Origin of the sequence: Leucobacter sp. PH1c (assembly GCF_000633415.1) — a bacterium.
Lineage (GTDB): Bacteria > Actinomycetota > Actinomycetes > Actinomycetales > Microbacteriaceae > Leucobacter.
The window spans coordinates 1-12,539 of sequence record NZ_AYMV01000027.1 but is presented as its reverse complement, the minus strand read 5'-3'; the positions used below and the strand labels follow the sequence as shown (position 1 = coordinate 12,539).

General features: G+C 68.3%; 9 protein-coding genes. All 9 read left to right on the top strand.

The features are described 5' to 3' along the window. The first annotated feature begins 29 nt into the window (after positions 1-29). Complete coding sequence (locus U874_RS0109390; protein WP_025134290.1) at positions 30-3,923, top strand: DNA-directed RNA polymerase subunit beta'; 3,894 nt, start codon at positions 30-32, stop codon at positions 3,921-3,923. 237 nt (positions 3,924-4,160) lie between these two features. Then, positions 4,161-5,237: a hypothetical protein gene (locus U874_RS0109385; protein ID WP_025134289.1), complete on the top strand. Its 1,077-nt coding sequence runs from the start codon at positions 4,161-4,163 to the stop codon at positions 5,235-5,237. Continuing rightward, a complete protein-coding gene (locus tag U874_RS0109380) occupies positions 5,234-5,716 on the top strand; it encodes a hypothetical protein (RefSeq protein WP_025134288.1) in 483 nt (160 codons plus the stop codon). Before U874_RS0109385 ends, U874_RS0109380 begins: the two co-directional genes overlap by 4 nt. Positions 5,717-5,718: 2 nt before the next feature. Then, positions 5,719-6,354 (top strand): hypothetical protein, encoded by a 636-nt coding sequence (locus U874_RS0109375; protein WP_025134287.1) that lies wholly within the window; start codon positions 5,719-5,721, stop codon positions 6,352-6,354. Between the two features lie 313 nt (positions 6,355-6,667). Next, positions 6,668-7,039 (top strand): 30S ribosomal protein S12, encoded by a 372-nt coding sequence (rpsL, locus tag U874_RS0109370; protein ID WP_025134286.1) that lies wholly within the window; start codon positions 6,668-6,670, stop codon positions 7,037-7,039. Beyond that, entirely contained in the window at positions 7,039-7,509 is a 471-nt protein-coding gene (gene rpsG / locus U874_RS0109365; RefSeq protein WP_025134285.1) for a 30S ribosomal protein S7, read from the top strand. The genes rpsL and rpsG overlap by 1 nt, the downstream gene beginning before the upstream one ends. A gap of 114 nt (positions 7,510-7,623) precedes the next feature. Then, the gene (gene fusA, locus U874_RS0109360) at positions 7,624-9,738 is read left to right on the top strand and encodes an elongation factor G (protein ID WP_025134284.1); all 2,115 of its coding nucleotides are present in this window, start codon (positions 7,624-7,626) and stop codon (positions 9,736-9,738) included. A gap of 160 nt (positions 9,739-9,898) precedes the next feature. Next, a complete protein-coding gene (tuf, locus tag U874_RS0109355; RefSeq protein ID WP_025134283.1) occupies positions 9,899-11,092 on the top strand; it encodes an elongation factor Tu in 1,194 nt (397 codons plus the stop codon). Positions 11,093-11,328: 236 nt separating this feature from the next. Beyond that, a partial coding sequence (locus U874_RS0109345; protein WP_025134282.1) for a polysaccharide biosynthesis protein occupies positions 11,329-12,539 on the top strand: 1,211 nt, incomplete at its 3' end.

The following is a 12,539-nucleotide window of genomic DNA, read 5'->3' as shown; positions in this document are numbered from 1 at the left end:
CAGACGTTTTAGCTACCAAGGAGAACATTTTGCTCGAGGGTACGAGTTTCAACGAGCTGCAGATCCGTCTGGCGACCGCCGAGGATATCCGCAGCTGGTCGTTCGGTGAGGTCAAGAAGCCGGAGACCATCAACTACCGCACGCTGAAGCCGGAGAAGGACGGCCTGTTCGGCGAGCAGATCTTCGGTCCCAGCCGGGACTGGGAGTGCGCGTGCGGCAAGTACAAGCGCGTCCGCTACAAGGGCATCGTCTGCGAGCGATGCGGCGTCGAGGTCACGAAGTCGTCGGTGCGCCGTGAGCGCATGGGCCACATCGAGCTCGCCGCGCCCGTCACGCACATCTGGTACTTCAAGGGTGTGCCGTCGCGTCTCGGCTACCTGCTCGACATGGCGCCGAAGGACCTCGAGAAGGTCATCTACTTCGCCGCGTACATGATCATCGACATCGATGAGGAGGGTCGCCACGAGGACCTCGCCGAGCTGGAGGCCGAGCTGCGGCTCGAGCTGAAGGCGCTCGAGGACCAGCGCGACATCCAGATCGCGCAGCGCCAGCAGCAGGCCGAGTCGGATCTCGCCGCGCTCGAGGCCGAGGGGGCGAAGGCGGATCAGCGCCGTCGCGCCGAGGCCTCGGCCGAGAAGGAGATGACGGCCATCCGCAAGGGCTTCGACGACGACATCGCTCGTCTGCAGCGCGTGTGGGAGGACTTCCGCAACCTCAAGGTCGGCGACCTGAAGCCCGAGGACGCGGTCTTCGCGGACCTCATGGACCGCTACGGCGACTACTTCGAGGCGTACATGGGCGCCGAGGCGATCAAGAAGCGCCTCGAGGCGTTCGACCTGGAGGCCGAGGCGGAGACGCTGCACCTCCAGATCGCCGAGGGCAAGGGCCAGAAGAAGATCCGCGCGATCAAGCGCCTCAAGGTGGTCAGCGCCTTCCTGCAGACGGGTGCGAGCCCGGCCGCGATGGTGCTCGACGTGGTCCCCGTGATCCCGCCGGAGCTCCGCCCGATGGTGCAGCTCGACGGTGGCCGCTTCGCGACCTCGGATCTCAACGATCTGTACCGCCGCGTGATCAACCGCAACAACCGTCTGCGCCGCCTGCTCGATCTCGGTGCTCCCGAGATCATCGTGAACAACGAGAAGCGCATGCTCCAGGAGGCCGTCGACGCGCTGTTCGACAACGGCCGCCGCGGCCGCCCCGTCACGGGCACCGGCAACCGTGCGCTGAAGTCGCTCTCGGACATGCTGAAGGGCAAGCAGGGCCGGTTCCGTCAGAACCTGCTCGGCAAGCGCGTCGACTACTCGGGCCGTTCGGTCATCGTCGTCGGCCCGCAGCTCAAGCTGCACCAGTGCGGTCTGCCCAAGCAGATGGCGCTCGAGCTGTTCAAGCCGTTCGTGATCAAGCGCCTCATGGATCTGTCGCACGCGCAGAACGTGAAGGCCGCGAAGCGCATGGTGGAGCGCGCGCGCTCCGAGGTCTGGGACGTGCTCGAGGAGATCATCCGCGAGCGCCCCGTGCTCCTCAACCGCGCACCGACCCTGCACCGCCTCGGCATCCAGGCGTTCGAGCCGCAGCTCGTCGAGGGCAAGGCCATCCAGCTGCACCCGCTCGTCTGCGCGGCCTTCAACGCCGACTTCGACGGTGACCAGATGGCTGTCCACCTGCCGCTGTCGGTCGAGGCGCAGGCCGAGGCCCGCGTGCTCATGCTCGCGTCGAACAACATCCTGAAGCCGTCGGACGGCCGCCCGGTGACCCTGCCCTCGCAGGATATGATCATCGGTCTGCACCACCTGACGACGATCAAGGAGGGCGCGGTCGGCACCGGTCGTGCGTTCGGCTCGATCGCCGAGGCCATCCTCGCGATGGACGAGGGCACCCTCGACCTCGGTGCGAAGGCGAAGCTCCGTCTCACCGGGTACACCGATGCGCAGGGCGTCACGCACGATAAGCCCGTGCTCGTCGAGACCTCCCTCGGCCGCGCCATCTTCAACGAGGCGCTCCCGGCGGACTACGTCTACTTCGAGGACGTCGCGGACAAGGGCTCGCTCTCGACCCTCGTCAACGACCTCGCGGAGCGCTACCCGAAGGTGGAGGTCGCTGCGACCCTCGACCGGATCAAGGACGCGGGCTTCTACTGGGCCTCGCGCTCGGGCGTCACCGTCGCCCTGTCGGACATCGTCACGCCCTCGAACAAGGGCGAGATCATCGCGGAGCACGAGAAGCGCGCCGCGAAGGTCCAGCGCGACTACGACCGCGGCATGATCCAGGACAGCGAGCGTCACAAGGCGCTGACCGAGATCTGGACGGAGGCGACCGACGAGGTGGCCGCCGCCATGCGCGACGCGTTCCCCGCGGACAACACGATCTTCCGCATGGTGTCCTCGGGCGCCCGTGGTAACTGGCTCCAGATCCGGAACATCGCCGGTATGCGTGGCCTCGTGTCGAACCCGAAGGGCGAGATCATCCCCCGCCCGATCATCAACTCGTACCGCGAGGGCCTGTCGGTGGCGGAGTACTTCATCGCGACCCACGGTGCGCGTAAGGGTCTCGCCGATACCGCTCTGCGTACCGCCGACTCCGGGTACCTGACCCGTCGTCTGGTGGACGTCTCGCAGGACGTCATCATCCGCGAAGAGGACTGCGGCACCCGCCGTGGCCTCGACCTGCCGATCGCCGAGGCCGACGCCAACGGCGTGCTCGTGCGCGACGAGGACGTGGAGAACTCGGTCTACGCCCGGACCCTCGCCGCTGACGCGGTCGACCCCTCGGGCGCGACCGTTGCCGCTGCGGGCTCGGACGTGGGCGACGTGCTCATCGATCAGCTCGTCGCAGCCGGCGTCACCGAGATCAAGGTGCGCTCCGTGCTCACCTGCGAGTCCGCGGTGGGCGTCTGCGCCACCTGCTACGGCCGTTCGCTCGCGACCGGTCAGCGCGTGGACATCGGTGAGGCCGTCGGCATCATCGCGGCCCAGTCGATCGGTGAGCCGGGTACCCAGCTGACGATGCGTACCTTCCACACGGGTGGTTCGGCATCGGCCGACGACATCACGCAGGGTCTGCCTCGCGTGCAGGAGCTCTTCGAGGCGCGTACCCCGAAGGGTGCCTCCCCGATCGCCGAGGCCGCAGGCCGCGTCACGATCGAGGACACCGAGAAGAGCCGCCGCATCCTCCTCACGCCGGACGACGGCACCGAGGAGAAGGCGTACCCCGTGCTGAAGCGTGCGACCCTCCTCGTCGAGGACGGCGACCACGTCGAGCTCGGCCAGCCGTTCCTCGCGGGCACGCTGGATCCGAAGGACATCCTGCAGGTCGGCTCCACCGAGAACGGCAAGCACATCCCCGGCGAGCGCGCGGTGCAGAAGTACCTCGTCGAGGGCGTCCAGGGCGTCTACCGCTCGCAGGGCGTGCCGATCCACGACAAGCACATCGAGGTCATCGTGCGCCAGATGCTGCGCAAGGTCACCGTCGTCGATCACGGCGAGACCGAGCTGCTCCCGGGCGAGCTCGTCGACCGTTCGCGCTACCAGCGGATCAACCGCGAGGCGCTCCTCGAGTCGAAGCGCGTCGCAACGGCCCGTCCCGAGGTCATGGGTATCACCAAGGCTTCGCTCGCGACCGAGTCGTGGCTGTCGGCGGCCTCCTTCCAGGAGACCACCCGCGTGCTCACCCAGGCGGCGATGGAGGGCTCGAAGGATCCGCTGATCGGCCTCAAGGAGAACGTCATCATCGGTAAGCTCATCCCGGCCGGCACCGGCCTGAGCACCTACCGCGACGTGACCGTCGAGGCGACGGAGGAGGCGAAGGCGGAGCGTTACCCGAACCGCCTGTTCGCGACCGAGGGCACCTTCGACGAGAACGACCTCTCGTTCGTGGACTTCGACAGCTTCACGGCTGACGAGTTCAACCCCGGCAACTACAGCTAGGGGCCGAACCGGCCGAGCCGGTTCCCACGCGCGCGGGCGCTCGCACTTCGGTGCGGGCGCCCGCGCTGCGTTTCCGGGGCGCGCTGCGTTCCCCTCCGCCCCTCCGCCCCTCCGCCGGTTCCAATTTCGCGGGATCCGGGCGCGTACGCGGGCCAAAGCCCGCGGGAGCTTGTACTGTGGCGGCACAGACACTGAGCCGCGGGATCGGGGCTCAGCGCAGCGATGAGAGGTGAACCCATGAGCGAGGACCGAGAGACTTCCGGCGCGCGGGCCGCGGAGACCCCCGAGACCGTCGGCGTCCCCGGGGCCCCCGTCGAAGAGGCGCAGGCGAGCGAGACCGAGGTGCTCCGCGCCGTGCAGCGCTCCCGCGACACTGTCGCGGACGAGGCGAGCGCCGCGAACGCAGCGACCGACGGCGCAGCAGCGGAGGATGCCCCCGTCGCGGGGGAGACCCCCGCCGCGAGCGCCGCGGCGAACGAGCTCGATGAGGCCGAGCGCTCCCGCCGCGAGGCCATCAGCGCGGTCGACACACAGCTCGACATGGCGCCGGCTCCCACGGTCCCGGCTGCCGCAGCGGCGCCCACCGCACCCGCACCCGCGTACGACGATCTGCCGAGCGCGGCGCCCGCGGCTGCCGGAGCGGCGCCCGCGACGGTGCCCTTCGGAGCTGCGCTTCCGCCCGAGCGCGACGGCGAGATCCGCGTGAGCGCCGATCACCCGATGGCCGCGCTGTACACGCAGACGCCCATGCCCCCGGAGCTGCGCGGCAACCGCGGCGCCGGCGTCCTCATCTCCCTGCTCTCCACGGTCGTGTTCGCCGCGCTCTTCCTCGGCGTGATCGCCGCCTGGGTGTCGCAGTACTTCCCGCCGTCGACCTTCCTCTCCGAGGGGCTGCTCCCGTGGCTCACCTCGCTCACGTTCATCATCCCGGTCGCGACGTTCTTCGTGGCCTCGGTGCTGCTCGTGCTGATCGTCGGCCGGGCCGGCTGGTGGGCCTACGTCCTCGGCGGCTTCTTCGTCGCTGCGGCCGTGTGGGCCTCCGCGATGCTCGCCCTCGGCTTCTTCGGAACGCCGTACGCCCGCCCGCAGGAGATGCTCCCCGGCTTCTCGTTCGGGGCGCACTCGCTCATGGACCTCGTGCACCGCTTCGGCCTCACCGTCCCGGCGCTCGGCGCCGCGGCGGTCGCCCGCGAGGTCACCGTCTGGTTCGGCGCCTGGATCGGCGCCCGCGGCCGACGCATGAAGCTGCGGAACGCGGAGGCGCTCGCCGAGTACGAGGCGGCCATGGTCGAGGTGCAGGCGACGCAGCCATGAGCACGGGGCCCCGCCGCGGGGTCACCCGCGGGTACGTGGGGGCCCTGATCCTCGCCAGCGTGATCGTCGCGGTCGCGCTGCTCATCGCCGCCTGGGGCGGTCTCGCGCTCGCACTCGGGCGCGACCCCGTGAGCACCGATGACGTCGCGGTCTGGGGCGCGCCCCTCGTGGTGATCGCCGCGCTCGCGCTGCTGGCCGGGGCGCTCTGGGGCGAGGCCCTCGTGCTGCTGCGCGGTCGCCTGGGCCCCGCCTGGGGCCGGGTGCTCGCGGTCGCGGGCGGCGCATACCTCCTCTGGGGGCTCGGCGGCGGGCTTGCCGGCATGCGGCTCGAGGACACCTGGCTCAGCCCGTTCGGGATCGCGCTCCCCATCATCTGGGCCGTCGCCCAGCTCCTCTTCTGGGCCGTGCTGGCCCGCCGGGTCTACACAGACCGGCCGCCGCCGCGGTGGCCCTGGGAGCGCAGCGAGAGCGACGAGTGACCGTGGCCGCGACGATCGAGGAGCGGGTCTCCGGAGCCGTCGACGCCTGGCTGCGTTGGGTGCCCCGGTGGAGCCCCGGCAGTCACCGCGGGCGGGCGCGCCTCTGCGCGCGCTGCACGGGATCTCCGTTCCTCACGGCGGCCGGCCTCACGCGCGATGTGCCGCACCAGGTGACGCACGCGCTCGTCTCGCGCCTGCAGCGCATCATCGATCGCCGGGTCGAGGAGTTCACCGAGGCGCAGCTGCCCGCGCTCCACGCCGAGCTCACGCAAGACGAGATGTGGCGCTCGGGCGGCTACGACCCCGCGGCGGGCCTCGCGCCCGAGTACGAGGGCCTCGATCCGGATCCCGAACCCGGCGATGCTGAGCAGCCGTTCCTCTTCACCCTCTCGGGCCTCGCGGAGACCGCGCGCCCCGAGCCCCCGCTGCCGCGGCCCCCGCTCAGCGCGGCCGAGAAACAGCAGCTGCGCGACGAGATCGCGCGCGCCGACGCCCACGCGGAGGAGTGCGGGCGGGCCGTGTGCTTCGCGCTCCTCGCGCACCGCGACCGGATCGTGGCGGCCATCGACCGCTTCGTGGAGCCCCAGATCCGGGCCATGCTCGATGAGCTGAGCGAGGGCCTCGAGCCGCCGAGCTGAGCGCGGGCAGTGAACCCCGCGCCGTGATCGGGCGAGGGGCCCCGACTCCTTGCGCGACCCGCCGCGAGCGCGTAAAGTTGGCTCTTGGTGTGCTCCAGCGTACTGAGTCGTGCCTGCACGGCGGAGGATGGGGGAGCGCGCCATGGGATCACCGCCCCTCGGGGCGGTACCCCCACGGCATAGCTGCACTCCGGCCACGGGCTCGCGTTCGCGCGGGGACGAGGCCAGCAGCTCAGCGTCCGCGCAAGCGGTCGCACATGCTCAAACCATTTGAAGCATTCCTGTCACCGTGCAGGAGTACATAGGAGAATCAGTGCCAACTATTCAGCAGTTGGTTCGCAAGGGCCGGTCGCCGAAGGTCTCTAAGACCAAGGCTCCCGCTCTGAAGGCGAACCCGCAGCAGGCCGGGGTGTGCACCCGTGTCTACACCACCACCCCGAAGAAGCCGAACTCGGCGATGCGTAAGGTCGCTCGTGTGAAGCTCCGCAACGGGACCGAGGTCACCGCCTACATCCCCGGCGAGGGCCACAACCTGCAGGAGCACTCGCTGGTGCTCGTGCGCGGTGGTCGAGTCAAGGACCTCCCCGGTGTCCGCTACAAGATCGTGCGCGGCGCGCTCGACACGCAGGCGGTCAAGGACCGTCAGCAGGCTCGTAGCCGCTACGGTGCAAAGAAGGTGAAGTAATGCCCCGTAAAGGTCCTGCTCCCAAGCGCCCTGTCGTCGCCGATCCCGTATACGGCGCTCCCATCGTGAGCCAGCTCGTCAACAAGATTCTTCTTGATGGCAAGAAGGGTCTCGCCGAGCGCATCGTCTACGGTGCCCTCGAGAACGTCGCCGAGAAGTCCGGTCAGGACGCTGTCACGGTCCTCAAGAAGGCGCTCGACAACGTGCGCCCCACCCTCGAGGTCCGTTCGCGTCGCGTCGGCGGCAGCACCTACCAGGTGCCCGTCGAGGTCAAGCCGCACCGTGCGAACACGCTCGCACTCCGCTGGCTGACCAGCTACGCGAAGGCTCGTCGTGAGAACACGATGACCGAGCGTCTCACCAACGAGATCCTCGACGCTTCCAACGGCCTCGGTGCCGCGGTGAAGCGTCGCGAGGACACGCACAAGATGGCCGAGTCGAACCGCGCCTTCGCTCACTACCGCTGGTAATCACACCACGGTAGACCCCGGTGGGTGGTCCGGGCCGCGCTTCGCGGCCCGGGCTGCCCCCTGCGGGGCGCAGCCCCGCGATCCAAACTTTCACCCCCACCCGGAGGAGACCCCGTGGCACAAGACGTGCTCACCGACCTGAGCAAGGTCCGCAACATCGGCATCATGGCTCACATTGATGCCGGCAAGACCACCACCACCGAGCGCATCCTGTTCTACACGGGTGTCAACCACAAGCTCGGCGAGACCCACGACGGTGGCGCGACGACTGACTGGATGGAGCAGGAGAAGGAGCGCGGCATCACGATCACGTCGGCCGCCGTGACCTGCTTCTGGAACAAGAACCAGATCAACATCATCGACACCCCGGGCCACGTGGACTTCACCGTCGAGGTGGAGCGCTCGCTCCGCGTGCTCGACGGCGCCGTCGCAGTCTTCGACGGCAAGGAGGGCGTTGAGCCCCAGTCCGAGACCGTGTGGCGTCAGGCCGACAAGTACGGCGTCCCCCGCATCTGCTTCGTCAACAAGATGGACAAGATGGGCGCGGACTTCTACTTCACCGTCGACACCATCATCAACCGCCTCGGTGCGAAGCCGCTCGTCATGCAGCTCCCCATCGGCTCGGAGTCCGACTTCGTCGGCGTCGTCGACCTGCTCTCGATGCAGGCCTTCGTCTGGGAGGGCGACGCCAAGGGCGACGTGACCCTGGGCGCGAACTACGAGACCCGCGAGATCCCCGCCGAGCTCCAGGCCAAGGCCGAGGAGTACCGTGCGAAGCTCGTCGAGACCGTCGCGGAGACCGACGACGAGCTCCTCGAGAAGTTCTTCGGTGGCGAGGAGCTCTCGATCGAGGAGATCAAGGGCGGCATCCGCAAGCTCGTCGTGAACAACGAGATCTACCCCGTGTACTGCGGCTCGGCCTTCAAGAACCGCGGCATCCAGCCGATGCTCGACGCGGTTGTTGACTTCCTGCCGAACCCGCTCGACGTGGGCGCCATCGAGGCGCACGATCCCCGCGACGAGTCGGTCGTCATCGAGCGTCTGCCCCAGGCGGACCAGCCGTTCTCGGCGCTCGCCTTCAAGATCGCCGTGCACCCCTTCTTCGGTCGCCTCACCTACGTGCGCGTGTACTCCGGTCACGCCCCGTCGGGCGCCCAGGTCGTCAACTCGACCAAGGGCAAGAAGGAGCGCATCGGCAAGATCTTCCAGATGCACGCCAACAAGGAGAACCCCGTCGAGGAGCTCACCGCCGGCAACATCTACGCGGTGATCGGTCTCAAGGACACCACCACGGGTGACACGCTGTCCGATCCGGACAAGCAGGTCGTGCTCGAGTCGATGACCTTCCCGGAGCCCGTCATCGAGGTCGCGATCGAGCCCAAGACCAAGGGTGACCAGGAGAAGCTCGGCGTCGCCATCCAGAAGCTCGCCGAAGAGGATCCCACGTTCCGCGTGAGCCTCAACGCCGAGACCGGCCAGACGGTCATCGCCGGCATGGGCGAGCTGCACCTCGACATCCTCGTCGACCGCATGAAGCGCGAGTTCAAGGTTGAGGCGAACGTGGGCAAGCCCCAGGTCGCCTACCGCGAGACCATCCGTCGCGCGGTCGAGAAGTACGACTACACCCACAAGAAGCAGACCGGTGGTTCCGGTCAGTTCGCAAAGGTGCAGATCGCGCTTGCTCCGCTCGAGGTCGAGGGCGACAAGATCTACGAGTTCGAGGACAAGGTCACCGGTGGCCGCGTCCCGCGCGAGTACATCCCCTCGGTCAACGCGGGTATCCAGGACGCGATGGAGTACGGCATCCTCGCCGGCTTCCCCGTCGTGGGCGTCAAGGCCAGCCTGCTCGACGGTCAGTACCACGACGTCGACTCCTCGGAGATGGCGTTCAAGATCGCCGGCTCGATGGCGTTCAAGGAGGCGGCTCGCCTGGCGCAGCCCGTCATCCTCGAGCCCATGATGGCCGTCGAGGTCCGTACTCCCGAGGAGTACATGGGCGACGTCATTGGCGATCTGAACTCGCGTCGCGGTCAGATCCAGTCGATGGAGGACGCCTCCGGCGTCAAGGTTGTGCGCGCACTCGTGCCGCTTTCCGAGATGTTCGGGTACATCGGCGATCTGCGGTCGAAGACCAGCGGTCGCGCGGTGTTCTCGATGACCTTCGACTCCTACGCGGAGGTTCCGAAGGCCGTGGCCGATGAGATCGTTCAGAAGGCTAAGGGCGAGTAACACCGCCCGTCGGTCGGCGGCGACATCACCTGTCGCCGCCGGCCACCCGGCTCGGGTCGCGATCACCGTCCTGAGCTTGTAACATAGGTACACACCCCGTACTCGTGCTCTCCGAAACCGTCGGAGGGTGGCGGTACTCGATGTCCTGAGGAGGACCATAGTGGCGAAGGCCAAGTTCGAGCGGACCAAGCCGCACGTAAACATCGGAACGATCGGTCACGTCGACCACGGTAAGACCACCCTTACCGCGGCGATCTCGAAGACGCTCGCCGACAAGTTCCCGTCTGACGTGAACGTGCAGCGCGACTTCGACACGATCGATTCGGCTCCTGAGGAGCGCCAGCGCGGCATCACCATCAACATCTCGCACGTTGAGTACGAGACCGACAAGCGCCACTACGCTCACGTTGATGCCCCCGGTCACGCTGACTACATCAAGAACATGATCACCGGTGCCGCTCAGATGGACGGCGCAATCCTCGTGGTTGCGGCGACCGACGGCATGATGGCACAGACCAAGGAGCACATCCTGCTCGCGAAGCAGGTTGGCGTTCCCTACCTGCTCGTCGCGCTCAACAAGTGCGACCAGGTCGACGACGAGGAGATCCTCGAGCTCGTCGAGATGGAGGTCCGTGAGGAGCTCTCCAAGCAGGGCTACCCCGGGGACGACGTTCCCGTCGTCCGCGTGTCGGGCTACCAGGCTCTGCAGGGCGAGGAGAAGTGGGTGAACTCCGTTCTGGAGCTCATGGAGGCCGTGGATGAGAACATCCCCGATCCCGTGCGCGACAAGGACAAGGCGTTCCTCATGCCCGTCGAGGATGTCTTCACGATCACCGGCCGTGGCACGGTCGTCACGGGCCGCGCCGAGCGTGGCACGCTGAAGATCAACTCCGAGGTCGAGATCGTGGGTCTGCGCCCGACGCAGAAGACCACCGTCACCGGCATCGAGATGTTCCACAAGCAGCTCGACGAGGCGTGGGCAGGCGAGAACTGTGGCCTCCTCCTCCGCGGCACCAAGCGCGAGGACGTGGAGCGCGGTCAGGTCATCGTCGAGCCCGGCTCGATCACCCCGCACACGAACTTCGAGGGCACCGCCTACATCCTGAAGAAGGAAGAGGGCGGCCGCCACAACCCGTTCGAGACGAACTACCGTCCGCAGTTCTACTTCCGTACGACTGACGTGACCGGTGTCATCACCCTGCCCGAGGACAAGCCGATGGTTATGCCCGGCGACACCACCGACATGTCGGTCGAGCTGATCCAGCCGATCGCTATGGAGGAGGGCCTCGGCTTCGCGATCCGTGAGGGTGGCCGCACCGTCGGCGCCGGCACGGTGACCAAGGTCATCTCCTAAGTTCTGACGAACTGACGAGAGGCGGCTTCGGCCGTCGAGCCCCCCGGGACATGTTCCCGGGGGGCTCTTCCCGTTTCCGGGGCTTCTCGCTCCCGCGGATCCTCCGTGCGGGGCGTCCCGCCCCGCGGGGATTCCGGCTGGGACGGGTGGCGATCCGAGGGTCCGGCGCGGCGCGCGCTATCCTCGAAGGAGGCCCTGTTCGCGGGGCCGACGCACGACAAACGAATGGAGCCCGGGTGCCGCAGACCCTCAGCGCACGGATCGCGCACTTCGCGAAGCAGTACGGTGTGCTCTTCGCGCTCGACGCGCTCTCCTGGGCGGGCGCCGTCCTGGCCGCGCTCGTGCTCCGCTTCGACTTCAACCTGAGCCACATCCACTGGGGCTGGACCTTCGTCGTGATCGGCGCGGCGGCCGTGTTCCAGCTCATCGGCGGCTGGCTCTTCTGGCTGTACCGCAGCCGCTACGAGGTCGGCAGCTTCGACGAGGTGCGCGCACTCGTGCTGAACGTCACCGCCGTGATGATCTGCACCTGGATCGTCGCCTACCTGGTGGGCTACGGCAACGGGATCCCGCGCAGCACGCTCGTGATCGCGGCACCGATCGCGTTCAGCCTCATGGGCGTCGCGCGCTACGTGCTCCGGCTCTACAACGAGCGCCAGCTGAAGCCCGGCGCGGAGGCCGAGCGCACGCTGCTCTACGGCGCAGGCTACCTGGGCGTGCAGACGGCGAAGCGGCTGCTCACGGATGCGGCGGGCGCCGTGCTGCCCGTCGGGTTCATCGACGACGATCCGATGAAGCGCAACCACGAGGTGCGGGGCGTGCGCGTGCTCGGCGGCTTCGAGGATCTCGGCCGCGTCGCTCGCAGCACCCGCGCCACCCGGATCATCGTCTGCATCGGTGACGCTGACGCCGCGCTCATGCGCCGGGTCGACGAAGCCGCGGACCGCGCCGGGATGACGGCCCTCGTGCTGCCCCCGCTCGACCAGATCCTGCGCAACGCCTCCGCGATCTCCGACGTGCGCGCCCTCAGCATCGAGGATCTCATCGGCCGGCACCCCGTGCGGCTCGAGACCGAGTCGATCGCCTCCTACCTGCAGGATAAGCGGGTGCTCGTGACGGGCGCCGGCGGCTCGATCGGCTCCGAGCTCTGCCGCCAGCTCGCTCGATTCGCGCCCGACGAGCTCATCATGCTCGACCGCGACGAGACCGCGCTGCAGGAGACGCAGCTGTCGATCAGCGGGCACGGCCTGCTCGACACGAACGACGTGGTCCTCGCCGACATCCGCGACGCGGAGACCCTCGAGCGCCTCTTCGTGGAGCGCCGCCCCGAGGTTGTCTTCCACGCGGCCGCACTGAAGCACCTCCCCATGCTCGAGCAGTACCCGGACGAGGCCTGGAAGACGAACGTGCTCGGCACGCTGAACGTGCTCCGCGCGGCGCGCGCCGC

Bases quoted from the DNA above. Each gene is read 5' to 3' on its own strand.
- U874_RS0109385 (WP_025134289.1), top strand. From the start codon at position 4,161: ATGAGCGAGGACCGAGAGACTTCCGGCGCGCGGGCCGCGGAGACCCCC.
- U874_RS0109380 (WP_025134288.1), top strand. From the start codon at position 5,234: ATGAGCACGGGGCCCCGCCGCGGGGTCACCCGCGGGTACGTGGGGGCC.
- rpsG (WP_025134285.1), top strand. From the start codon at position 7,039: ATGCCCCGTAAAGGTCCTGCTCCCAAGCGCCCTGTCGTCGCCGATCCC.